22 protein-coding genes are annotated in these 24,630 nt (G+C 51.0%); 17 read left to right on the forward strand and 5 right to left on the reverse strand.

The window, feature by feature from the left end:
- Both JJU14_RS13070 and JJU14_RS13075 read left to right on the forward strand, forming a co-directional pair.
- Positions 1-468 (forward strand): DUF2878 family protein (locus JJU14_RS13070; protein WP_228614134.1); only part of this gene is annotated, 468 nt, incomplete at its 5' end.
- Positions 449-955, forward strand: coding sequence for a chalcone isomerase family protein (locus JJU14_RS13075; protein WP_228614135.1), 507 nt, complete (start codon positions 449-451; stop codon positions 953-955). The genes JJU14_RS13070 and JJU14_RS13075, both read left to right, overlap by 20 nt.
- A 3-nt stretch (positions 956-958) precedes the next feature.
- Here the strand turns inward: JJU14_RS13075 and JJU14_RS13080 are convergent, their stop codons facing one another.
- Complete coding sequence (locus tag JJU14_RS13080; protein WP_228614136.1) at positions 959-2,293, reverse strand: alkaline phosphatase; 1,335 nt, start codon at positions 2,291-2,293, stop codon at positions 959-961.
- A 201-nt stretch (positions 2,294-2,494) separates the two neighbouring features.
- Between JJU14_RS13080 and JJU14_RS13085 the strand changes: the two genes are divergently transcribed.
- The 5 genes from JJU14_RS13085 to JJU14_RS13105 all read left to right on the forward strand — a co-directional run bounded on the left by JJU14_RS13085 (position 2,495) and on the right by JJU14_RS13105 (position 8,707).
- Positions 2,495-3,385, forward strand: a complete 891-nt coding sequence (locus JJU14_RS13085; RefSeq protein ID WP_228614137.1) for a class I SAM-dependent methyltransferase — start codon at positions 2,495-2,497, stop codon at positions 3,383-3,385.
- Positions 3,369-4,214 (forward strand): alpha/beta hydrolase, encoded by an 846-nt coding sequence (locus JJU14_RS13090; protein ID WP_228614138.1) that lies wholly within the window; start codon positions 3,369-3,371, stop codon positions 4,212-4,214. The genes JJU14_RS13085 and JJU14_RS13090 overlap by 17 nt, the downstream gene beginning before the upstream one ends.
- Positions 4,215-4,374: 160 nt before the next feature.
- Positions 4,375-6,033, forward strand: coding sequence for a long-chain-fatty-acid--CoA ligase FadD (gene fadD, locus JJU14_RS13095; protein ID WP_228614139.1), 1,659 nt, complete (start codon positions 4,375-4,377; stop codon positions 6,031-6,033).
- 18 nt (positions 6,034-6,051) lie between these two features.
- A complete protein-coding gene (gene rnd, locus JJU14_RS13100; protein WP_366914903.1) occupies positions 6,052-7,176 on the forward strand; it encodes a ribonuclease D in 1,125 nt (374 codons plus the stop codon).
- 145 nt (positions 7,177-7,321) lie between these two features.
- Positions 7,322-8,707 (forward strand): DUF4397 domain-containing protein, encoded by a 1,386-nt coding sequence (locus JJU14_RS13105; protein WP_228614140.1) that lies wholly within the window; start codon positions 7,322-7,324, stop codon positions 8,705-8,707.
- A 79-nt stretch (positions 8,708-8,786) separates the two neighbouring features.
- Here the strand turns inward: JJU14_RS13105 and minE are convergent, their stop codons facing one another.
- From minE to minC, 3 genes are read right to left on the reverse strand one after another with little or no spacing between them, the layout of a single operon-like run.
- On the reverse strand, positions 8,787-9,047 hold the full coding sequence (gene minE, locus JJU14_RS13110) for a cell division topological specificity factor MinE (RefSeq protein WP_091344188.1): 261 nt from the start codon (positions 9,045-9,047) through the stop codon (positions 8,787-8,789).
- Positions 9,048-9,051: 4 nt separating this feature from the next.
- Positions 9,052-9,861 (reverse strand): septum site-determining protein MinD, encoded by an 810-nt coding sequence (gene minD / locus JJU14_RS13115; protein ID WP_228614141.1) that lies wholly within the window; start codon positions 9,859-9,861, stop codon positions 9,052-9,054.
- 32 nt (positions 9,862-9,893) lie between these two features.
- Positions 9,894-10,586, reverse strand: coding sequence for a septum site-determining protein MinC (minC, locus tag JJU14_RS13120; RefSeq protein WP_228614152.1), 693 nt, complete (start codon positions 10,584-10,586; stop codon positions 9,894-9,896).
- Positions 10,587-10,869: 283 nt separating this feature from the next.
- Here minC and JJU14_RS13125 point away from each other — a divergent pair, with 283 nt between their 5' ends.
- From JJU14_RS13125 to JJU14_RS13170, 10 genes are all read left to right on the forward strand, one after another.
- Positions 10,870-11,145 carry a YcgL domain-containing protein gene (locus JJU14_RS13125; protein ID WP_091344185.1) on the forward strand — a complete coding sequence of 92 codons (276 nt, stop codon included), beginning with the start codon at positions 10,870-10,872 and terminating at the stop codon, positions 11,143-11,145.
- Positions 11,146-11,208: 63 nt separating this feature from the next.
- Positions 11,209-12,216: a lytic transglycosylase domain-containing protein gene (locus tag JJU14_RS13130; protein ID WP_228614153.1), complete on the forward strand. Its 1,008-nt coding sequence runs from the start codon at positions 11,209-11,211 to the stop codon at positions 12,214-12,216.
- 25 nt (positions 12,217-12,241) lie between these two features.
- Positions 12,242-12,907: a fumarylacetoacetate hydrolase family protein gene (locus JJU14_RS13135; RefSeq protein WP_228614142.1), complete on the forward strand. Its 666-nt coding sequence runs from the start codon at positions 12,242-12,244 to the stop codon at positions 12,905-12,907.
- A complete protein-coding gene (locus JJU14_RS13140) occupies positions 12,904-13,419 on the forward strand; it encodes a YcgN family cysteine cluster protein (protein ID WP_228614143.1) in 516 nt (171 codons plus the stop codon). Before JJU14_RS13135 ends, JJU14_RS13140 begins: the two co-directional genes overlap by 4 nt.
- Before the next feature lie 6 nt (positions 13,420-13,425).
- A complete protein-coding gene (gene smc / locus JJU14_RS13145; protein WP_228614144.1) occupies positions 13,426-16,845 on the forward strand; it encodes a chromosome segregation protein SMC in 3,420 nt (1,139 codons plus the stop codon).
- 18 nt (positions 16,846-16,863) lie between these two features.
- Positions 16,864-17,745 carry a cell division protein ZipA gene (gene zipA, locus JJU14_RS13150; RefSeq protein ID WP_228614145.1) on the forward strand — a complete coding sequence of 294 codons (882 nt, stop codon included), beginning with the start codon at positions 16,864-16,866 and terminating at the stop codon, positions 17,743-17,745.
- A 62-nt stretch (positions 17,746-17,807) separates the two neighbouring features.
- On the forward strand, positions 17,808-19,841 hold the full coding sequence (gene ligA / locus JJU14_RS13155; protein WP_228614146.1) for an NAD-dependent DNA ligase LigA: 2,034 nt from the start codon (positions 17,808-17,810) through the stop codon (positions 19,839-19,841).
- Positions 19,841-20,173, forward strand: coding sequence for a DUF3392 domain-containing protein (locus JJU14_RS13160; protein WP_228614147.1), 333 nt, complete (start codon positions 19,841-19,843; stop codon positions 20,171-20,173). The genes ligA and JJU14_RS13160 overlap by 1 nt, the downstream gene beginning before the upstream one ends.
- Positions 20,173-20,652: a DUF2919 family protein gene (locus JJU14_RS13165; protein WP_228614148.1), complete on the forward strand. Its 480-nt coding sequence runs from the start codon at positions 20,173-20,175 to the stop codon at positions 20,650-20,652. Before JJU14_RS13160 ends, JJU14_RS13165 begins: the two co-directional genes overlap by 1 nt.
- 75 nt (positions 20,653-20,727) lie before the next feature.
- Positions 20,728-22,596, forward strand: coding sequence for an EAL domain-containing protein (locus tag JJU14_RS13170; RefSeq protein WP_228614149.1), 1,869 nt, complete (start codon positions 20,728-20,730; stop codon positions 22,594-22,596).
- 49 nt (positions 22,597-22,645) lie between these two features.
- On the opposite strand, the gene JJU14_RS13175 is transcribed toward JJU14_RS13170, so the two are convergent.
- Positions 22,646-24,283, reverse strand: coding sequence for a tetratricopeptide repeat-containing response regulator (locus JJU14_RS13175; protein WP_228614150.1), 1,638 nt, complete (start codon positions 24,281-24,283; stop codon positions 22,646-22,648).
- Positions 24,284-24,630 lie beyond the last annotated feature (347 nt).

The following is a 24,630-nucleotide window of genomic DNA, read 5'->3' on the forward strand; positions in this document are numbered from 1 at the left end:
TTTGAACTGGGTTGGCTGGCGCTGGTGTATTTTCAACATCTGGCGATGCTGCCAGTGGCCATTTATCTGTTCTGGGCTTGGTGGCGTTTGCCGAAATCCCAGCAAATCCTGGTGCTGCAACTTGCATTGCTTGGTATTGGTATTGACAGTGTATTGGTGCTAACCGGGGTGTTGCAATTTACCACCACCATCTGGCTGCCTGCCTGGTTCTTGCTGTTGTGGTGTTTGTTTGCGTTGGCCGTGGTGGAAGTCTTTGCTTCTTTACTCAGAAATCTTTGGCTGGCACCGATACTGGGGGCTGTTGGTGGCCCATTGTCATATCTCGGTGGTGCTGTGCTGAGTGGCGGTCAGCTATTGATGCCATTGGGCTGGTTGTCCTGGACTTGCCTGGTACTGATTTGGGCTGGACTGGCTGCTTACTATGGTTCGTTAAATAAGGAGCGCTTGCATGCAGAAAAAATGGCTTAGTATCCTTTTACTGGTATGGCTCTGGCCAGCGGCTGCTGTGCCGGATCTACAATTGGTCGGAGAGGGGACTTTTCGTTACATGTTCTGGCAATTGTACGATGCCCGTTTAAAAACCAGTGATGGCAGCTTCGAGGGGTATGAGAAAAATGCGCCTGTGTTGCTGGAGCTCACCTACAAGCGCAGCATCAGTCGCGACCAGTTTATTGATGCTACCGTCGATCAGTGGCAGCACCTCGGCCAGAGTAGCCAGGCGCAACAGCAAGACTGGGCCAATCAGTTAAAAACTATCTGGCAGGATGTGGGCCGGGGAGATCGGCTGGCGGCTTTGTTGCAGCATGATATGACGGTGGACTTTTACCTGAATGGAGAGCCCATTGGCCGTATCGACGACACCGACTTTGGCCCACTATTTTTTGATATTTGGCTGCATCCGGACACCAGTGCACCAGGCCTTCGCCGCCAGTTATTGGCGGCGCGTAGGGGATGACCTTTATTGGCTGGCTGAAGAGTGGATAAACTGCATCAGCCGTCTGGCAATGTCGATGTTGTCCATAAAACCAGTGAATTGTTCAGCGCCTTTACCATAAGCCAGAACCGGCACATCGGCGGCTGTATGGCCTGTGGTGGTCCATCCCGTGCGGGTGGCCTGATTGATATAACCATTTAACAGGTTTCCAAGCTCTGTTTGGTCATCATGAACCGCCAGCACGGCCATCAGTTGCTCATCACTTAATGTCAGTCCGGTCCAGTGCCGCCACTGATCGGCCAGCTCAGTCTGCTCCAGCGCCATCATACGACGGGTAATTTCCCGCACCGTGAACTGAACGCCATAGATAAGATCGGCTCGCCATTCATAAATACCATCGGCTGCCAGTGCCAGACCACCAGTCTCGTGATCGGCAGTAATAATCAGCAAGGTATCCGGATTGGCGTCAACAAACGCCTTGGCCGACTGAATGGCCCTGGCAAAGTCGTGCATCTCAGCCATGGCGCAAGCAATATCATTGGCATGACCGCACCAGTCGATTTGGCTGCCTTCGACCATCAGCACAAAGCCGTGTGGATGCTCCACCAGCAGCTCCAATGCTTTTTCTGTCATGATCTGAAGCGGTGACTCCATCTCCTGGTTAAGCACATAGGGCAGGCCATTTTCAGCCAGCAGTGCCAGTGCCGGCGCCTTGGTTAGCTGCTTCAGCTGCTGCCAGCTGTCGGCATATTGATAGCCCTCGGCTTGAAACTCAGCCACCAGATTACGATCGTCACGAATAAAGTGTGCTAAACCACCACCGAACATTAGATCCGGTACCAACTGTCCATTGATGCGACTATCAAAGTACTGATCGGCAATGGCATCCATATTCCGTCGGCTTTTATTATGAGCTAAAAATGCGGCTGGCGTGGCATGATTGATTTGTGAGCTGGCCACTATCCCATTGGCTTTACCCAAGCGTTTAGCCTGCTGCATCATGGTGCCAATAGGCAAGTGTTGCTGGTCTACTGAGATGGCACCATTAAAAGTCTTAAAGCCGGTCGCCAATGCGGTGGCACTGGCAGCAGAATCGGTCACCAGGGTTTGATCATCTGGCCAGGTACTGGACATGCCAGTCCAGAGTTGATCATAGATAGTAGGTTTAATCTGTTGGTGTTTGCCTTCCGCCAGAAAATACCGATAAGCCGTAAGATAGTTAGACCCCATGCCATCGCCAATCATAAAAATAATATTGCGGGGTGCAGTTTGCTCCACAGTGGGTGGGGTGGCGGATGGGGTTTGGGCACAGGCCGCCAGAAAAAGAGTGGCAGCCAGCGGCAAGACGAAGCGATTCATCAGGATTCCTTTCAGCAATACTATGAGGTTAAGTGTACCGAATTGCAGGCTATTCTACAAAAACATCGGCTAAATCCAGCTTTTATAGCGATAAACGGCATAAAAGCTGGACAGCCGGAACTTTCGTGGCATGCTGTACTCAGATGATTTGTAAGAATTTGTAATCATCACCTGACTCAAGTGCAAGTCAACGAGGTTCCAATGACGCTACCAACAAAAATAATTCAGGCGTGTCTGCTTTGTTGTACCAGTTTGCTATTGCCGCTTCAGGCAGATACAGCAACACAAGAACTGTCATTTTCCGACCAGCTCAGTTTTTATGCGGATCATCCGTTGCGTTCTGATGGGCACAAAGCTCGCAATCGTTACCGCAATCCTGTAGAGACCTTGCTGTTTTTTGCCGTCGAGCCACAGCATCAAGTGTTGGAAATCTGGCCTGCCCGGGGTTGGTACACGGAAATTCTGGCACCTTATTTAAAAAATCAAGGACAGTTAACCATTGCTCATCATCGCCAGGTGCAATTGGATGCAGATGACGATCGGCAGCGATTTTGGGCGCGTATCAGTCGTCAACTGTCCGAGCGTATCGAGCAGCAACCGGAACATTTTGGCGCTGTGAAGCAGTTGGCGTTTGATCCGCCTGAGCTGCTTCATCTGGGACAAGAAAGCCACTACGATAGAGTTTTGAGTTTTCGCAATGCCCATATTTGGGATCAGCACGGCTTGCTACTGCAGAGCATGCAGGAGTTTTTTCGGGTATTAAAGCCAGGTGGCATTCTGGGTATGGTGGAGCACCGAGCCAGCCGAGTATCCGACATCACCAGTTTTGCCGGAGAAGGCTACCTGGATGAAGCGTACATCATTATGGTGGCGGAATCCGCAGGCTTTCAATTGCTGGATCGCAGTGAGATTAATGCCAATCCACTGGATACCCGCGATCACCCTCGTGGTGTTTACAGTTTACCCCCCACACTGGCGATGGGTTCTGAAGATCGTGAGCGATTTTTGGCGATTGGTGAAAGTGACCGCATGACGCTGAAATTTATCAAACCAGAGCATTATTCTTCACGTCCTTATGCAGTTCAGCCATAAGTTCTTACTAAATGGCCTTGAACTAGCCGCACTTAGCAGCAATGAGATTCTGCCGGCTCAGCCAATATTGTGTTTGCATGGTTGGCTGGATAATGCGGCCAGCTTTTTGCCTTTAGCAAAGCAGCTTAAAGGGTTTCCTCTTTTAGCATTAGAGTTTCCCGGCCATGGGCATTCATCGCACCGCAGCTCTTATGCGGCCTATTATTTTTTTGACTGGGTACAGGATTTAGTTGCCTTATGCCGGCAACAGCAATGGCAAGACCTGATCATTATTGGTCACTCGATGGGTGGCATGGTGGCAACGGCTCTGGCGGCCAGTTTCCCTGAGCTGGTGAAACAGCTGGTGTTGATAGATAGTCTTGGATTTGTAGTGGCGGATGAAGCAACGGTTGCCCGGCAACTGCGACTTGGCATTGAATCACGATTGAAACCACCCTCCAGCCGAGTCCCTTGTTACCCGAGCCTGAAAGCTGCCGCCGAAGCACGCTTAAAGCAAAGTGATTTTACCCTGACCGAAGCCATGCTGCTGGCCGAGCGGGGCACTGTGCAGCAAGCCGATGGTTTTCGTTGGCGGGCGGATATGCGTTTAAGGCAACAATCGGTGTATCGGTTAAGTTCGGCGCAAGCCAAAGCTTTGATTGCAGCCGTCGAATGTCCGGTACTGGCAGTTCTGGCACAAGATGGTATGTTTAAAGAGCAGCCCGTTGCCTGGCAAGCTTGTTATGCTCACTTGCATCGTCAGATGGTTAACGGTGGGCATCATTGTCACATGACCGAAGCGAAGCAGGTGGCGGCTTATATTCAGCGATTTTTATCTGCCGCATCCTGAGGTAAGATGACAGCAAGCCGATTGTGGCCTGACCACTTTTGTGGGAAGATAATTAGCTAGAGTAAAAACTCTGAACTGGTGCTGCTGCATTGACAGCCGGGCCAAGCCATAATAAAACAGAATAAAACACTATAAGACAAGAATTTTTAAGGAGAGGACGGTGGATCAAGTTTGGTTAAAACGTTACCCAGCCGGCGTACCTGCAGAAGTCAATGCCGATCATTATCATTCCTTACTGGATATCATTGAGCAGAGCATCAACAAGTTCCCGGATCACACTGCTTTTGTCAATATGGGTAAAAGCATCAGTTACCGCGAACTCGATAAGCTGAGCAAAGCATTTGCTGCCTATCTGCAAAAAGAGCTGGGGCTAGGCAAAGGTGATGCCGTGGCCATTATGATGCCAAATTTACTACAGAACCCGGTTGCCATTACTGGTGTCTTGCGCGCAGGTTGTACCGTGGTCAATGTGAATCCGCTGTACACGCCACGTGAGCTGGAGCATCAGCTAAACGATTCCAAGGCCAAAGCTATTGTGATCGTCGAAAACTTTGCCCATACCCTGGCTGCAGTGCAAAAGAAAGTGAAGCTTGAACACGTCATCCTGACCAAGATGGGTGATATGTTGGGTACTGTCAAAGGCACTATTGTGAATCTGGTGGTAAAGCACATCAAAAAGTTGGTGCCTGCTTACCAGCTCAACAAAGTCATCCCGTTTAAAGACGTGCTGGAGAAAGGCCAGCATCTGAAATACCAACTGCCAGATGTTGATGGCAGTGATTTAGCCTTTTTGCAATACACTGGTGGTACTACTGGGGTGTCTAAAGGCGCCATGTTGACGCACCGTAATATGGTGGCCAATCTGGAGCAGGCTTCCGCTTGTTTGGATCCTATTCTTGAAGAAGGTAAGGAGCGGGTGGTAACCGCTTTGCCGCTCTACCATATCTTCGCACTAACCGCCAATTTCCTGGTCTTTATGAAGTATGGTGGCACCAACTTGTTGATCACCAATCCGCGTGATATGCCTACCTTTATTAAAGAGTTGAAAGCTTTTCCATTCACTGCTTTAACGGGGGTCAACACCCTGTTTAATGGCCTGATGAATACGCCTGGTTTCACCGACATCGACTTCAGTCAGCTGAAAATATCGCTGGGAGGGGGCATGGCTGTGCAGCGTCCAGTGGCCGAACGTTGGCAAAAATTGACCAAAACCCGTTTGCTGGAAGGTTATGGCTTAACCGAATGTTGTCCTTTGGTTACATTAACACCGTACGATGTGGATGGCTTTACCGGGAGTATCGGTTTGCCAGCGCCATCAACCCTAATCCGTATCGTGGATGAAGAGGGTAAGGATGTTGCTACTGGTGAGCCTGGCGAGATGATCGTACAAGGGCCGCAAGTGATGAAAGGCTATTACAACCGTCCGGATGAAACCGACAAAACCATCAAGGATGGCTGGTTGTATACGGGTGATGTCGCCCGTATGGATGAGGAAGGTTTCTTCTACATCGTGGATCGTAAAAAGGACATGATCCTGGTGTCTGGTTTTAATGTATTCCCGAACGAGATTGAAGAAGTGGCTGCCATGAACGACAAAGTGCTGGAAGTGGCAGCGGTTGGTGTACCTAATGATGCGGCTGGTGAAGTGGTGAAGCTCTTCGTGGTGAAGAAAGATCCATCACTAACTGCTGAGGAACTGATTGCGCATTGCAAACAGAACCTGACTGGCTACAAGGTACCGAAACACGTTGAGTTTCGGGATGAGCTGCCTAAAACCAATGTCGGTAAAATTTTACGCCGTGAACTGCGGGAGTCTTAAGTTCTGTTAAAGCCATTACTGCAAGATAATGACAGCCTGCAGCAATTTTGCCTGCAGGCTGCAACCAAATCGTTGCTGTTACTCGACACCGAGTTTATCCGCCAAAGCACGTTGCAGCCAAAGCTGGGCTTAATCCAATTGTATGATGGTGATGAACTGGTGCTGGTAGACCCGTTAGCTATTACCGATTGGTTGCCATTAAAAAACCTGCTGGTCAATGCCGATGTCACCAAAGTGATGCATGCCTGCATGGAAGATTTAGACGCCTTTCAGACCATTGGTATTGATAGCATTACCCCCTTAATTGATACTCAGATGGCTGCGTTACTGTTAGGTCAGGGCAGCAGTGTTGGTTTTGCCGCTTTGGTGGAGCAGGTCACCGGCACGAAACTGGATAAAGGTGAGTCAAGAACCAACTGGCTGGCGCGGCCGCTTCGCGATGCGCAGCTAAGTTATGCCGCCAATGATGTGCTTTATTTGTTGCCAGTCTATCAGCAGCTGCAGCAGCAGTTGAGCGCCGAGCAGTATCAATTGTTGCAGCAAGAGTCTGAGCAATTGCAGCGAAGACGCAGCATGCAATGGCCTGATCAGCTTCGTTTTATCGACATCAAAAACAGTTGGCAGTTACCGCCCCGCGCTTTGGCTGTGTTACAGCAATTGGTGGTGTGGCGGCTGGATTACGCCAGAAGCAAAGATCTGGCTTTGGGACTGATTTTTAAAGATGCTCAGCTGTTTGATATTGCCCGCAAAGCACCAGCAAGCTTTGCCGCCTTGCAGGCCATTCCGGGGCTGCCTGAGCGAGAACTCAAGCGCCATGGTCAAGTGGTACTACGTTTGGTGGAACAAGCGCTGGAAAGTGACCCGGCCGCTTGGCCTCAGCCAGCTTATCATCGGGAGCAGTTTGCCGGTTATCGTGAAGTGACCGCGCAAATTCGTGAGCGTGTGCAGCAAGCAGCCAGCCAGCATCAATTACCTGCGGAGTTACTCGCTACTAAGCGACAACAAACCGAGTATCTAAACTGGTGTTGGCGTGTGTCGGATACGGAGCGCCGGAAGTTACCTGTGCCTGAGCTTTTGCGCGGTTGGCGCAAAACCTTGTTGCAGCCCCTGTTGCCCTGGCCAGAGCATCTGAATAATAGCTAAACGGATTTTATACGTATGAAGGCTGAGATGGATCAGCCTTTTTTTTTCATTATAACGGATTAATTTTTCAAATAATTTTCATGTGATCGTCTTTTTGAATGGTGGCGTAAAGTTTGAGCAACCACCAATCAATAAGGGTATTCACATGAAAGGAATAAAGCGTCTTGCTGTTTCGGCAGCCATCGTGACTTCACTTGCAGCATGCAACAGCAGCTCGGACCGTATTGAACTGCCGGTTAATCCACCACCACCGCCACCGCCACCAGTTGTTGATGCCTCTTTGCGGGTGATCCATGCGGTTTCCGATGCACCGGCCGTCAATGTGCTTGCCAATGGCGATGTGGCCGTTGCAGGCCTTGACTACGCTGAAAGCTCTGATCGATTGGAGCTTCCACCCGCTACTTACAGTGTTGCTGTAGACGCGTTGTTACCAGGTGACGATACACTCACTGTGATAGGTCCGGTTGATTTAGCTTTAGAAGAGGCCACCAACTACAAAGTATTTGCTGTAGGCTCTGTAGTCGCAGATAGCATCATGCCTGTCGTTGTCACCTCAGATATTGAAGATATTACAGATGGCAATATTCGTCTGCAGGTGGTGCATGCCGCTTCAGCAGCGCCTGCGGTTGATATCCATGTTACCGCACCCGATGATGATTTAATGGCACCCCTTGCCACCCTGGATTTTGCCGAGTTTACCGGCGCAGTCGATGTACCTGCGGGTAATTACCGGGTGCGTATTACACTGCCGGGTGAGGACACAGTGGTATTTGATAGTGGTGCGCTGGACTTGGCCTCTGGTACAGATCTTGTGGTTGCAGCCATCAATAATCGCTTTGCCGGTGACTCACCCGTGTCTTTACTAGCGGTAGCACCGGACGGCACTTTCTTTGATGTGCTGGATGCCAATAGCAAATCAGCGGTACGGGTAATTCATGGTGTTTCCGATGCACCGGCAGTCGATGTCTTGGTGAATGATACTATCCGACTGGTTGAAGACTTATCCTTCCCGGATTTTACTGGCTACGTCAATGTTGACCCAGACGAGTACAATGTCAAAGTGGTCGCCAATGTCGACAATAGCATTGTTGCGTTGGATGCAGACTTGGATTTAGCGGCTGGTGTGTTCTACAGCGTGCATGCGCTGGGTTCCTTGGGTGAAGGCGAGATTTCCCCATTGGTGCTGATGGATATGCCGCGCCGGGTAGCTACCGAGGCAAAAGTACGTATCATTCATGGTTCTTTCCTGGCACCAAATGTGGATATCTATGTGACAGCAACCAATGATATCAGCGATGCCGAGCCAGCCTTTAGCAATGTACCTTTCTTGGCGGAAACCGGTTATGTATCACTGGCAGCAGGTTCGTATGTAGTGACTGTAACAGCAACTGGCAGCAAAGATGCGGCTATTGGCCCGGTCACTCTGGACCTGGAAGCCAACACCATTTACACCGCTATTGCACGTGATGGTGAAGGCCTAACAGCCGACTTTGGTTTAATCCTGATGGACGACTTTGTGCAGGAAGATTGATTCTGTGCTTGCATCCTGACTGATGTGCAGCTTGGCCCACCGTAAAAAGTGGGCCTTTTTTATGCAAGCTCATTGTTTACTAACGCTTTTCATCCGGGAAGCTAACATTCAACTCCAATACCGAGAGTTCATCGGAGCGCTGTTCCAAAGAAACTGAAATCTGATCGGCTGGAATGTCAACGTATTTGCGAATGACCTCCAAAATATCGCGTTCCAGCTGGGGCAGGTAATCCGGGCCAGAGCGACGGTTGCGCTCATGCGCCACGATAATTTGTAGCCGCTCTTTGGCGGTACTGGCAGTTTTCTTCTTGGTGGAACGAAAATAATCCAGTAATGACATGCGGCTAACCTCCAAAAATCCGTTTGAGTAATCCCTTCTTCTCCACTGTTAAAAAGCGGAAATCGACGTTATTGCCAAGCAAGCGGCTCACAGTGTCCAAATAAGCCTGGCCAGCATCGCTTTCTTGATCCAAAGTGACAGGTTGGCCTGAGTTGGAAGCATTCAGCACGGCTTGCGACTCCGGAATTACACCAATCAGTGGGATAGCCAGAATTTCCTGGACATCTTCTACGCTTAGCATCTCGCCTTTAGCGACCCGCTCCGGGTTATAGCGCGTGAGCAGCAAATGTTCTTTGATGGCATCCTCGTTTCGCTCTGCCCGTCGTGATTTGCTGCTAAGCATGCCCAGAATACGATCCGAGTCGCGTACCGAGGAGACTTCCGGGTTAGTGACGACCACGGCTTCATCGGCAAAATAGAGAGCCATCATGGCACCGGCTTCAATACCCGCCGGAGAGTCACAAATTATAAACTCAAAGTCTTTGGCCAGCTCATTCAGGACTTTTTCGACCCCTTCTTTCGTCAGGGCGTCTTTATCACGGGTTTGCGACGCGGGTAAAATAAAAAGGTTCTCGACCCGTTTGTCTTTGATTAGAGTTTGTTTGAGATTGGCTTCGCCATTGATCACATTAACAAAGTCGTACACTACGCGGCGCTCGCACCCCATAATCAGATCGAGGTTTCGTAAACCGATATCAAAATCCACGATGACGGTTTTATGGCCGCTTAAGGCAAGGCCAGTGCCAATAGCAGCACTGGAAGTTGTCTTACCAACGCCACCCTTGCCTGAGGTCACCACGATAATTTTTGCCATGGGTTCAATTCCTTCTTTCAATTCAGTTGATGTTACAGCTCGCCAATGGCAATACTGTCGTCCTGCATCCGAATGCAGGCTGCTTTATTCCAAAAATCACCTTGCAGGCTGTCACTCAACCAATAATGGCCGGCGATAGACACCAACTCGGCCTGCAGGTTTTGACAAAAGATACGCTTATTGCTGTCACCACTGGCGCCGGCAATAGCTTTACCACGCAAGGTGCCATAAATATGAATATTGCCATCAGCGATGACTTCAGCACCGGCACCAACCGCTCCCCGCACAATCAAATCAGCTCCTTTGGCATAAATTTGTTGGCCCGAGCGGATGTTTTGCTCCACCACCTTGGTATGCATCGGTACCTGCTCGACCCGTGCTTCACCCGATGCACCAGGGGCTGGTGCCAGCGGTTTACTGTCCTGTCCCAGGCGCAATACGGCAAGGCCTGCTGCCTGAGCCAGCTGTTTTTGTTCGGTGCTTGCCCCGGCCACGCCAACCAACACCAGCTTTAGCTGCTGAAACAGCTGTTTTAGCGCTTGAAAATCAGGGGATTGATGCTCTGGGGTCAATTGAATCACCATGGCTGCCTGATGGAAAAAACCAGGAGCCTGGTCGAGTTTTTGTTGCAAAGCGGCTTGCAGGCCTGCGACACTCAGGTCGCTGCTATGAATGACCGACAGCGGAAACAGGCTGCCTTTCAACTCAAAGAATGGTTCGGACAATAATTCGGGCATAGTCTGGGACTCGGGCATAGTCGGGTATGATCATCTCAATTGGGTAAATGCAGCGCACACTCAAGTGTTGTTTTATTCTAGGTTTGTTTCATTCCAATCAGGCTGTGCCGCTTCATACAGCTTTGCAACAGACGTCGGAGTAAGGGGCACCCGGTTGGGTGAATTTCATCCTGTTAACTCTGCATCAGGGCGGGAAGCGCGGTACAAGCCAATGGCTTCATGGTATAGTTTACTACAGTGTTAGGCAAGTTCGATAAAGTGATTTTACGCCATGTTGTGTGTTGTCTACAAAAGCCTGAAAAAAGACCAGACTTACCTTTATATTGAGCGTCGGGATGATTTCTCCAAAGTACCTGATGCCTTACTTGTCAGTTTCGGCAAACCCCAGTTAGTGACGCTTATTAACCTTGAAAAGCGAACTTCTTTGGCGTTGGCGGATCTGAGTAAAGTGAAGGCAGAGCTCAGTGATAAAGGTTACTACCTGCAATTACCTCCACCTCCAGAAGATCTGCTGGCGGAACACAAAGCCACATTGCAATTAAAATAGTAAAAGAGTGCACTTAACGTAGTAATGGGTGCAATTAAAATCGTGAACGGGAGTGTTATGCGCATGATTCCATGGATCCAGGCCACAGCCTTAAGCCTATTGCTGGCTTTTCCGGTACTGGCCAAACCCAGCTTTTCTGAATACGCCGAGGGGCTTCGGCAGGAAGCCGTTGAGCGGGGTTATGACCCTGCGTTGATTGAGCAGGTGTTTACCAGTCTGCAATTCCATGAGCGCGTAGTGACGGCCGATCGCAACCAGCCAGAGCGGGTAGAAACCCTGGATACCTATTTGCCAAAGCGGGTTAGTGAAACCCGGATCCGTATGGCCCGTGAACGCTACCAGCGCTATCAGGAACAATTGAAAGAAGTGGAAGCCCGCTATGGCGTGCAAGGCCGCTTTATTATTGCTTTATGGGGTCTGGAAAGCAGCTTTGGCCGTTTTATGGGTAACCACTCAGTGCCTTCCTCTCTGGCTACCCTGGCCTACGAGGGGCGGCGTGAGGCCTTTTTCCGCAGCGAATTTTTCCATGCCATGGACATTCTTGCTGCAGGTCACATTGAGCTAGACGACATGAAAGGCTCCTGGGCTGGTGCCATGGGACAAAGCCAGTTTATGCCAAGTTCGTTTTTATCCTATGCGCAAGATTTCGACGGTGACGGCCGTAAGGATATCTGGGGCAACCAGATGGATGTATTTGCCTCCATTGCCAATTACCTGAAAAGATTGGGCTGGGACAACAGCCAGACCTGGGGGCGGGAAGTCAAATTACCAGAGAATTTCTCGATGGATTATGCCATCCCCCGAGGTACCCCGAATCGGGCTGCCTGGTTGCGTGAATGGGCGCGCACTGAGCGCACCTTGGCCGAGTGGCAGCAGTTGGGCGTAAGGCGACTGGATGGTCGAGACTTGCCGGAGCGTGATATAAAAGCGGCCTTGATTTTGCCCGATAATGAAGGCGGCCGGGCTTATTTGGCCTATGATAATTACAAAACCTTAATGCACTGGAATCGTTCTTATTATTTTGTCACCAGTGTTGGCTATCTGGCCGATCTGATTATTGCGGACAATTAAGTCCCTTTTTAGCGAGTTTTCTTGTATGTATCAGCATCGAAATCTGTGCGGCGATAGCATCCAGCTGCCGGTTGGCAAGGTGGTTTGCATTGGTCAAAACTACCAGGATCACATCGCTGAGATGAAAAGCCAGGTTGCGGCCGAAGCCTTGTTTTTTATCAAGCCAGCCAGCGCTCTGGCCGATTTAGTGCAACCGGTGGCGATCCCGCTGCAGCACGGTGCTGTCCATAATGAAACCGAGCTGGCGGTTTTGATTCAAGCGCCGCTTTGCAAAGCCTCTGCCCAGCAAGTGGCCCCGGCGATTTGGGGTTACAGTCTGGCGCTGGATCTCACGCTACGTGATATCCAAACCGAGCTGAAACGACTGGGGCGGCCCTGGGAGATTGCCAAAGGTTTTGATGGTGCTTGTCCGGTAGGTCCCTTTGTGCCGCAGGCGCAGGTAAAGCACCCGCAGCAGCTGGATTTCAGCTTGACGGTCAATGGCGAGCTACGCCAGTCCGGCACTACAGCCACTATGATCCGTGGCATTCATCAGATGATCAGTGAGATGTCGCACTGGTTTAGTTTGCAACCAGGCGATATCGTGCTCACTGGCACCCCTGCTGGGGTAGGTCCTTTACAGCCTGGCGATCGACTGGTGTTGCAACTGGCCGACTTGTTGCATCTGAACACTGAAGTGGTGGCGGCATGAGTCTGAGTGAGCGTTTTTGGGAACATAAATCCCTGGCTGAAATGACGCCACAGGAATGGGAGGCCGTCTGCGATGGTTGTGCCAAATGTTGCCTGAATAAGTTTATCGATGATGCCGGGCCAGAGCTGGAGCTTATGGCCGATTTCGCCCCGACGGATCAGCTGCATGAAGGCGAGCAGGTGCATTACACCAACATCGCCTGTCGCTATCTGAATTCGCACAAATGCGAATGCACTGAATACCAAAACCGAACCGTCCTGGTGCCTGATTGCATTCAACTGACCAAAGACAACCTGAAAGACATCTTTTTTATGCCACCTTCCTGCAGTTATCGACGCCTGCATGAAGGCAGAGGCTTGCCAAGCTGGCATCCGCTGCTGAACAATGGTAAAAAAAGCCTGATGCATAAAAAACAAATGTCGGTGCGCAATAAAACCATCTCAGAAACGCAGGTGGATATGCAGGACTTTGAAGACTTCATTGTGCGCTGGCCACTGAACGACCTTGATTGAGGGTAAATGCGCTTAAAGCAGATCCGGCTGGCGGGGTTTAAATCCTTCGTTGACGCAACGTCTGTGCCTTTCCCACAGCAAATGACGGCTGTGGTTGGCCCCAATGGCTGCGGTAAATCCAATGTGATTGATGCAGTCCGTTGGGTGCTTGGTGAAAGCTCGGCCAAGAATCTGCGCGGCGATGCCATGACCGATGTAATCTTCAATGGCTCGTCGCAGCGTAAACCGGTTTCTCAGGCGTCGGTCGAGCTGGTGTTTGAAAATACCCAGGGCCGGGTGCAAGGCTCGATGGCCGATCGCAGTGAAATTGCCATCAAACGCTTAGTGACTCGCGATGCCCAATCCACTTACTTCCTCAATGGCAGCAAGTGCCGCCGTCGTGACATTACCGATATTTTTCTGGGGACCGGTCTTGGTCCGCGCAGCTACGCCATCATCGAACAGGGCATGATATCCCGACTGATTGAATCCAAACCACAAGAGTTACGGGTCTTTATCGAAGAAGCGGCCGGTATCTCCAAATACAAAGAGCGGCGGCGCGAAACCGAAAACCGCATTCGTCATACCCGCGACAATCTGGATCGGTTGTCCGATGTGCGTGAAGAGCTAGGGAAAAACCTTGATAAATTAAAACGCCAAGCCAGTGCTGCGGAGCGTTACAAAGAACTAAAAGCCCGCGAGCGTCGTTTAAAAGCCGAGGTTACCGCTTTGCGATGGTTGAAGTTTCACCAGCTGCAAACTCAGATTGAACAACAGCTGGCGGCAGAAACGACTGAACTGGAAAAATTCCAGGCTGCCCAGATGGGCGATCAGCGGGTATTGATTGAGCTGAAAGAGCAGCAGCAAGACCTGCGTCAGCAGCAGGCGATTGAGCAAGAAAGCTTTTATCGGCTGGGCGCTGAAATCAGTCGTATCGAGCAGCAATTACTGCACCAACGTCAGCAGCGCCAGCAACGCAGTGCAGAGCTGGATAAGGTGAAGCAGCAGCTGCAAGACGCCAAAGCACATCTGTCATTGGAGCAGCAGCAACTCGAAGAGCAACAAGCCATGCTGGAAGAGATCCTGCCAGAGCAGGCGTTTTGTGAAGAGCAAGTCGCTTTGTTGCAGCAACAGCTCGAAAGCTTGGAGCAAGCGCAAGAACAGGCGGAGCAGGACTGGCAAACGTGGCAGCAACAGCAGTTCCAGTTGCAGCGCCAGCAACAGCAATGGCAACTGCAACTGGGCAATGCCCAGCAGCAACAAAGCCAGCAGCAACAACGTGAACAGCGTTTACAGCAGCACCTTGCCGAGTTAAAGCTGCAACTTGCTGCCGAAGCTGATAGCGAGCGTGAACAAGCCTGGCTCCATGCTAAGGCGAGCACAGAGCAGGTACGCACCGCATTGCAGCAAGCCGAGCTGCTATTTTCACAAACGCAGCAAGCCCTTCAGCAGTTGCAGCGCCAGCAAGACCGCCTGCAGCTGCAGCTGCAGCAACTTAGCCAAGAGCAGAACAAGCTGCAACAAGCCCAGCAGCAAGCCAATCAGCAGCAATTGATTAGTCAGTTGCAGGTGGCCCCTGGCTGGGCCGAGGCGGTGAGTCTGGCGCTCGGCGCTTTGCAGAAAGCCAGTTTGAGCCCACACTGGCCCGACACCTTGCAGCAGACCCTGCTACTGACGCAGCCAGTGGCAGTACCAGCGCACTCAGCAGGCCCCTGTTTGGCTGATAAAGTACAGGGCGTCGCCATTCCGGATTATTTTTACCGCATCCTGTTGGTCGACGATGATGCCAATGCGCAGCAGCAACTGCCAGATTTAGCGCCGGGTTTCACTCTGATGACAGCCTGTGGCCATTGGTATGGGCCAAATTGGTGTTTACTGGCCGGGCTGGACGAACAAGACAGCTTTTTGGCCCGGGCCGAGCGGCTGCAGCAGCTAAGCAGCGAACAAGCGGCGTTAACCCAGCAAGAACAAAACGTATTGTCTGAGCTTGAAACCACCAGCCAGCGACTCAGCCAACAGCAGCTAGCGGTTACCAGCAGCAAACGGGCACTGCAACAAAGCGAGCAGCAGGAGCAGGAAGCCCGAACCCAATGGCTGTTGCAGCAGCAACAGCAGCAGCAATGGCAGCAGCAAAGCCAGGAACTCGAAGAAGAGCTGGAGCAACTGGCGTCTGTGAGAGAAGAGTCGCTGTTGCAACAGGAAGCTTTGTCTGAGCAGTTGTTGCAGCAGGATGAGCTGCTAGAGCAGCATCAAAGTCGCGAGCACGGCCTGGCGCAGCGGCGACAGGATCTGCAGCAGCAATTACGTCAGCAGCGGTCCCGGCTGGAACAACAGCAACAGCAGTTGCAGCAACTGACTGTACAGCTAACCAGTGGTCAGCGCCAGCTGCAACTGTTGCAGCAAAGCCAGGTACGTAGCCAGCAGCAACAACAGCATCTGCAGGAGCGTGAGCAACAATTGTTGCAGCATGGCGATGACGATGAACCGGATGTGGCCTTACATGAAGCCCTGCAAGAAGTGCTGTTGCATCGTGAAACGGCAGAATTACAGCTGCAGCAGTTGCAAAATCAGTTGTCGGACTGTGAGCAGAAAATGCGTGAGCTGGAGCAGGGCCAGCACAGTATTTTGCAGCTGGTCAATCAAAAGCGCCAGCAACTGGAGTCGCTCAAGCTGGATGCGGAAGGGCATCGCATTCGTGCCAACAATATGTTGGAACTTCTGCAGGAGCAGCAAGTCCAGTTAAAACAGGTGTTGGAACAATTGGCCACCGATGCCGATGAGCAACAGCTGCAAAGCGAGCTGGATAAAACCAGCGATGCCATCAGCAGACTCGGTGCCATTAACCTGGCGGCCATTGATGAGTACCAGCAACAAGCCGAACGGAAAAGCTATCTGGACAGTCAGCATCAGGATTTAACCGATGCGCTGGAAACGCTGGAAACGGCGATTCGTAAAATTGACCGGGAAACCCGCCAGCGCTTTAAAGACACCTTTGAGCGGGTCGACCAGGGGTTACGTATCCTATTTCCTAAGGTGTTTGGTGGTGGCAGTGCTTATCTGGCATTAACGGACGATGATTTGCTGGAGACCGGCGTCAGTATCATGGCCAGGCCGCCGGGGAAAAAAAACAGCACCATTCATTTGCTGTCGGGTGGTGAAAAGGCGCTAACCGCATTATCATTGGTGTTTTCGATTTTTCAGCTAAATCCGGCGCCATTTTGTATGCTGGATGAGGTGGATGCACCTTTGGATGATGCCAATGTCGGACGTTTCTGCAATCTTGTACGGGAAATGTCGGAAACGGTACAATTTATTTATATTAGTCATAATAAAATAGCCATGGAGATGGCAGCGCAGCTGATGGGAGTCACCATGCAAGAACCTGGCGTGTCCAGAGTGGTGGCTGTCGATGTTGATGATGCAGTAAAAATGGCTGAAGCCTCTTAGAATCAAAAGGATCCGGGAATGGCGAGTGAATTACGTTTAGCGCTTTTTATTTTGATAGCCTTGGCCATTGGTGCTTTGCTGTTGCATGGCCTCTGGACAGTACGGAAAAATGCCGGCCAAAAACACCGATATTATCCTGGCAGGGATGACAGCACCGATGCTGCGTCTGGCAGCGCCGATGCAGATGGCTTTGATGAGTTCGGTGTTGGTAAGGTACGGGTTATCCGTAAAGGAGGCAGTCAGCCACAGCCAGAGTCGCCAGTCGACACTCAGCCAGAGCCAGAAGAAATTCAGAATCAATTTGATTTTGATGAGCCTGCCGAGCCAAAGCTGAATTTTAGTGCCTTGGATGAAGGTGAAGAGCGGCCGCTCAGTGCTACCAGTTCGCAGGCCAATGGTTCGGCCCAGACACAGGATCCGCGCCAGCAGCCAGTGAACGAGGAGACCAACCAAGCCGAAGCTGCACCATCCGAAGTGCTCATCCTCTATGTGTTGCTGCCGGAAGGGCGTGAAATCAAAGGGCAGGATTTACTGCCTTTGCTGCTGACCCTGGGCTTTAAGTTCGGAGAGATGGATATTTTTCATCGTCATCAGGACAGCGCTGGCTCGGGCGAGGTGTTGTTTAGTCTGGCCAACATGTTTAATCCAGGCACCTTTGATATTGATCAGATGGAGAAAATCACCACCCGGGGCATCAGCTTGTTTATGACTTTGCCTGGCCCAGGTGAGCCATTGCAAAACTTTAACCTGATGAACAATGCCGCTAAGAAAATTGCCGAAGAGTTTGGTGGCCAGGTGCTGGATGGTCAGCGCAGCGTACTGACCGTGCAAACCGTGCGTCATTATGTAGAGAAAATCCGTGAGTTTCAGCGTCAACAGCTGATCCGCGGCAATCGTTAATACCCTGGCAGGCAGTCTCGCGCTGTCTGCTGTTGGTTTGTTTTTTGAGTGAGCAGCCTGCCATGACCACCCCGACGCAGTCCGATGTCGAGCAATTGCAGCAGCAGTTGAGCCAATACAGCTATGAATACTATGTGCTGGATCAACCCAGCGTACCAGATGCCGAGTACGATCGGCTGTTTCGTCAGCTGCAAGCCTGGGAGCTGCAGCACCCGGAGTGGGTGCAGCCTGACTCACCCACCCAGCGGGTGGGGGAAAAGCCGCTAGGCCAGTTTGCCCAGGTGCAGCACCAGGTACCGATGTTGTCGCTCGATAATGCCTTTGCTGACGAAGACTTTCTGGCGTTTTGCAAGCGCATGTCAGATCGACTGGATTACAGTGGTGAATTTCATTTTTGCTGTGAACCAAAACTGGATGGCCTGGCTGTTAGTATCCGTTATGAGCAAGGGAAGTTGGTGCAGGCGGCAACCCGAGGGGATGGCAGTACCGGCGAAGATATTACCAACAACGTCAAAACCATACGGGCACTGCCGCTCAAATTGCGTGGCAACGACTGGCCCGAAGTGCTCGAGGTAAGGGGCGAAGTCTTTATGCCTTTGGCTGGCTTTGAGCGCATGAACGAAGCAGCTCGTTTGCGTGGTGATAAGGTGTTCGCTAACCCACGCAACGCTGCAGCCGGCAGTTTGAGGCAATTGGATCCGGCCATGACTGCCAGTAGGCCTTTGATGTTTTATGCCTATGGCCTGGGCGAGGTGCAAGACAATGCTGGGCAACTGGATAGCAGCAGTCACTATCAGCGGTTGCAACAGTTGAAAGACTGGGGTTTTCCGGTCTGCCCGGAAATTGCAGCGGTGCAAGGGCCGGCCGAAGTACTGGCCTATTATCAGCGCATTGCTGAACGTCGTGCCAGCTTGCCGTACGAAATTGATGGCGTGGTAGTGAAAGTCGACAGCCTGGCGCAGCAACTGGCGCTCGGCTTTGTGGCACGGGCACCGCGCTGGGCCATTGCTTTTAAATTTCCTGCCCAGGAGCAATTAACGACTCTACTGGATGTCGAGTTCCAGGTTGGCCGAACCGGTGCCATTACGCCGGTGGCTCGTCTGGCCCCGGTGCTGGTTGGTGGTGTTACTGTAAGCAATGCCACTTTGCATAATCAGGATGAAATCAACCGTCTGGGCGTGCGGATTGGCGATATCGTTACGGTGCGAAGGGCCGGCGATGTCATTCCTCAAATCGTCTCGGTGTTGGCAGAGCGTCGTCCGGCTGACAGTCGGCCAATCGTATTTCCAACCGAGTGCCCGGTGTGCCAGTCTCATATTGAGCGGGTAGCAGGCGAAGCCGTGGCGCGTTGTACAGGCGGCCTTTATTGCGCGGCTCAGCGCAAAGAAGCGCTGAAGCATTTTGTGGCTCGTAAAGCGCTCGATATTGATGGCCTGGGCGACAAGTTGATTGAGCAGTTGGTCGATCAGCAGCTGGTGCAAACCCCGGCCGATATCTTCCAGCTGGATTTACCGGCACTGCTGGGGCTGGAACGGATGGCTGAAAAATCGGCCTCTAAGTTGCTGCAAGCCATCGAAGCTGCCAAAACCACCACCTTGCCGCGTTTTATTTATGCGCTCGGAATTCGTGAGGTGGGCGAAGCAACCGCTTTGAACCTGGCGCAGCACTTTGGCGATCTTCAAGCCATCATGCAAGCCGATGAAACTGCCTTGCAGTCAGTATCGGATGTTGGTGCTGTGGTAGCGCAGCATCTGGCAGCCTTTTTTCAGGAGCCACACAACCAGCAAGTCATTGATGCTCTGCTGGTTGCTGGTGTGCACTGGCCTGCCATTCAACGGCAAGCCATAAGTGAGCAGCCTTTGGCCGGGCAAACCCTGGTGTTGACCGGTACACTCAGCAATATGGGACGGGATGACGCTAAGGCACGGTTGCAGCGCCTGGGAGCCAAGGTATCTGGCTCGGTGTCGAAAAAAACCTATGCAGTCATTGCCGGCGAAAATGCCGGCTCCAAGCTGAGTAAGGCCGAGGAGCTGGGGGTAGCCATCTGGGACGAAGCGACCATGCAGGCCTTATTTACCGAGTACGGAGTCGATTGATGGATTGGTTGCATGACCTTTTACTGCAATGGGGCGCTTTGTTTCGGCCTTATGTGCGGGATATAGCGCTGGCGATGGTGGCGACCAGTCTGGTGGTCTTTGGTGACGATATCAACCGGTTTATTCGCCGCCAGGTGGCCGGTATGCACTTTTTCTGGCGTACGCTAATTTTTGTCTTGGTGTGTGCCTTTGGTTATGGTGCCTTTACGCTTTTTGTTACGCCATTGGTAGCATCGCAGCTGGCCGGTTTGAGTACTATTTGGTTGCCCTGGGCCACACTCGGCATCTTTACCTTGCTTGGTATTTTAGCCCAGCGCCGGCGGCAAGCCTGATGAAACAGCCCTTGCTGTGGCCCTTGGATGATGATGGCCTGGTTGCTTTGCCGCTACGGTTGTATCTATTGCTGCTGTTGTTGCTGCGACCAATCCTAAGCTGGATCCTGGCGCTGACCATCCCAGAGCAAAAAGGCGAAATGCTGGCTTTCTTTTATCCGGACCAACAACAATTTTGGCTGGCTTGTTTATTGGCGTTGCCTACAATATTTCTGTGTGTGGCCTTAACACAGCGTCGGCCTAAAGGCCATGCCGGCTGGTTCCGTATCTGGCGGTATGGCAAGTGGCTGCTACTGGCTACTCTGATCCCCGATCTAATCCTGACCATCCGCGCCTTGCCACCTTATGTAGCGGTGGAGCAGCCCTGGTTGCTGTTGGCACCCTCTTTATTGGTGATTGGCTGTCTCTGGTTGCTGCGAAGTCGCCGGGTACCGGTAATTTTCAGTGAATGGCCTGAGCCTGCACCGGCAAAAAAATAATTATCCCGACTGGTTTTGCATCCTCAGTTAGCAGCAGCTAAACTTAAAGACCCTTGTTTAAAAAGTGATTTATGGGTGAGTGCTGCTGTAACCTCGTCAAATAAGGCGTTATTTCAACTGGTCTCCAGGCTTTCTTCCAGCTTGACCGGTGCCAGTACTGCTTACATAGATGATGCGATTGAGCAGGCGCTTAGCGGGATCGGCGAATTTTTTGAAGCAGACCGCAGTTACTTATTTTCATTTAACCCTGACTATCAGTTTGCGAAAAACACCCATGAATGGTGCGCTATTGGTGTCTCTAGTCAAAAAGCACAGTTGCAGCAGCTGGATACCGAACTGCTTGCCAGCTGGATGCAGCCTTTACAAGAAGGCACAACCATAGCCATAAGTGATGTCAGCAGTCTACCAGCACATAGTGCCGAGCGTTTATTGTTAGAATCGCAGCATATCCGGTCGGTCATCATGCTGCCTCTCATAAGCAGTGGCAACTTGCTGGGTATGTTTGGTCTCGACATTGTTCGTACTGATAATGTCTGGTTGGATGAAACCATTGCCGCTCTCGAACTTATTGCTGGTAATATCGCCGGTGGTCTAATACGTCAACAAGTTGAAACCAAGGCAGAGCGTCTGGCGTTTTATGATGAACTGACATCCTTACCAAACCGCCGGCTACTGCTTGAGTTGCTCCAGCAGGCATTGGCAAACTCAGCCCGTTCGGGCCGCTTTGGTGCGCTGTTATTAGTCGATTTGGATAATTTTAAAAGCCTGAATGAAAGTCAGGGCCACCAGCAAGGCGATCAGTACCTGCAGATGGTGGCTCAGATCATCCGGCATAAACTTCGCGACAGTGATGTGATGGCGCGAACCGGTGGTGATGAGTTTGCCGTGGTGTTAAGCGATCTTGGCAGCACCAGCCATGATGCTGCCATGCATGCGCGGAAACTGGCCGATCAGTTACTGAGCAGCATCAATTGCCCAATCCCATTGAATGAACATCGTTATCAGGCCTCGGTCAGTGTGGGTATTAGCTTGTTTCATGGCGATAAAACTCCAGTCGATGAACTATTAAAGCAAGTTGAAATGGCGATGTACCGTGCCAAAGCCGCCGGACGTAATAGTGTGGAGTTTTTTGATACCAGGATGCAAATCCTGGCAGAACAGCGCGGGCAGCTGGCGCAGGATCTTCATCAGGCAACCCGGCAGAAACAATTTCATCTGGTGTACCAGCCGATTATTCGACAACAAAAACTCTGTGGGGTAGAAGCTTTAATCCGCTGGCAACATCCGCAGCAAGGATTTATTTCACCGGGGATCTTTATACCTTTCGCTGAGCAAAGTGGCTTGATTGTTCCCATCGGTGATTGGGTGATCAAGCAGGCATGTACCCAACTGGTTCGCTGGCAAAAGAATAAGCATCTACGACATCTTAGTTGCTCGGTCAACATCAGTGCCTTGCAGTTTGCGCAGGATAATTTTGTTGAAAAAATGATTCAGTGCCTGCTGGATACGGGTGTAAACCCAGAGCGGTTAAAGCTGGAGCTGACCGAAGGCATGCTGATTGATGATGTCGAAAACATCCGCACTAAAATGGGAAAGCTGCAAACTTTGGGCGTGACGTTTTCCTTGGATGACTTTGGCACCGGCTATTCATCACTCAGCTATCTGCATCGATTCCCACTTAGTCAGTTGAAGATAGACCAGCAGTTTATTCGCAATCTTGACACCAATCCTCAAAACAAAGCCATTACCAAAGCCATCCTTGCACTGGCAGCCAGCCTGGAACTCGAGGTAGTGGCCGAAGGGGTGGAAACCCAGGCGGAATTGGCACAGTTAAGCACGCTTGGCTGCGAATCATTTCAAGGCTTTTTGTTTAGTAAGCCATTAAGCTCTGATGCTATTGAATCGCTTGAACCAGAAACCTTGGCAAAGCTATTTGATTTATAGATAGCAAGGCTAAAAAATGGCTCCTGATAGGCAACTTGTGCCGGATTGGCTAAGGGGCGCCAAAACGATCCGGGTGTTTCTCTTTTAGTTTCTGATAGCGTTTTAACTGATCGGGGTTCAGTTTGCCCTGCTCAATAATATCCAGACAGCGAAGGATGAGAGTTTCCTGACGGCTGTCATCAATACTCGGACGTCTTGGTGCGGATAAGATAGTTTGCAGTAAGTTTAGGGCAATGGCGGCACTTTTTGGCATCACTCTAAGTGCCAGTTCAAAGGCTTTGAAGGCTTCCTGCCAATTGCCATGCTGATACAGATGCACAGCATTGTTGTTCAACTCACGGGCACCATAAGGCATGCTGGCACGCTCTTGTTGTTCTTGCTGCAAATAGGTGCTTAACATGGGATCAGCCCCTTCCCGCTGACAGCGCAGACTGATTTGACGGAATAGTTTGTTGGCCGCATCGCTCAGGCCAACTTCATGCAGTGCTTTGGCCCGGTCCAGCGCATCTTCAATGGAGTCGTCGTCCGGTGCTTTTTCTTGCAAGTCTTTCAGCAGCTGTTGGGCCTTTTCTTTATTATCTTTTAAATAAAAAAGTCTGGCTTGAATAACTTCTTGCTGGAAGTCTTTGCGATTATCTGAAAACTGCTGCCGGATGGTGCTTAAGCACTGATTGATTTGGCGGTTTAAACGGAGGCTTTGTTCATCATCCTGTTCCAGCGTTAAAGCAAAATCAATGCCGGCCCTTGCCATATTCAGGTAAAGATCGGGTTGCTCATGCATCGAATGACGGGAAAACTTCACCATGCTTTGAGCAGCCTGATATTGTGTTTCGTAATCATGGTTGATGCGGGAGAGCTGCAATAGCTTTTGCTGCCGCAGAAGGTTGCGCGGTGCCAGGCTGGCCGCTTGCTCCAGGTGTTGTTGAGCATCATCAAACTGCTGCTGGCGAAATTCCAGTTCTGCTATGCAGTCCAGTGCCTCCAATCGGGTTTCCGGCCGTCGGGTCAGTTGTTGCAATAGGCTTAATGCCTGAGCGTCTTTGTTCAGCAACAGCAGGGTTCGTGCTAGTCCGATGCGTGCCCAGGGAAAAGGCTGTATATCCAGCATCGCATTAAAAAATTGTTCAGCGGCTTCGTGTTGCTTGAGTTGCAACAGCAAGTCGCCTTTTAGTTTCAATAGTAATGGATAAAAGGCGCTATTCGCTGACTTGGCCAACTCCGCATTGACCACTTCCAGTGCTCGGTCCGGCTGGCCATTATCCAGCAATTGATAAATAGGCTTCAGCCGTTGCTTGCGTTTTAGAACCCGCTCAATCCGCACTTCCAAATCACCGATGACAAAGGGCTTGGCCAGGAATTCATCCGGCTGCAGCTCGATTACGCTGTACACCAGGGAAGGGTCAGTATCGGCACTGATAAAAATAAAACCGGTACTCAGTTTTTGTAGGCCGCGGGCTTTGAGTTCTTCGTACAGTTGAAAGCCATCCTTGCCTTTTTGCAGATTGTGAGCACAGATGATCAAATCGTATTGACGTGTTTTGCACAGCTGAATGGCATCCTGCGCCCGATCAGCGACATTAATTTGTTGGTAGCCGAGCTTTTCCAGAGCAAACTTCAGATAGCTTTGCGCCAGCGATTGTTCATCGATGATCAGGATCTGAACGTCTTGTGAAATGTTGTCTGCCATTGAGTTGTTCATTTCCGGCTTGGAAAAGCAAGGGATAAAGCAACTATAGCAAGATATCAGTAAAGTATTGAAGCAAAAAAGGAGCGTTTACAAGAAATTATAAAGAGTGTGCTGGAGCGGGTGGTGTTCTCTCGGCTGAATAAATGATTGATATTGTTATAGTAGCGAATAGATAGAAGATGGTGGATGATACTGGGTTCGGATCAGTGGCAACCGTATTGTCACAGGGAGCGGGTGGTGCTCTCTGGGCTGAGTAAGTGATTGATATTGAGATAATACTGAACAGATAGAAGATGGTGGATGATACTGGGTTCGAACCAGTGACCCCCGCCTTGTAAGGGCGGTGC

It is taken from the genome of Alkalimonas sp. (genome assembly GCF_020831925.1).
GTDB lineage: Bacteria > Pseudomonadota > Gammaproteobacteria > Enterobacterales > Alteromonadaceae > Alkalimonas.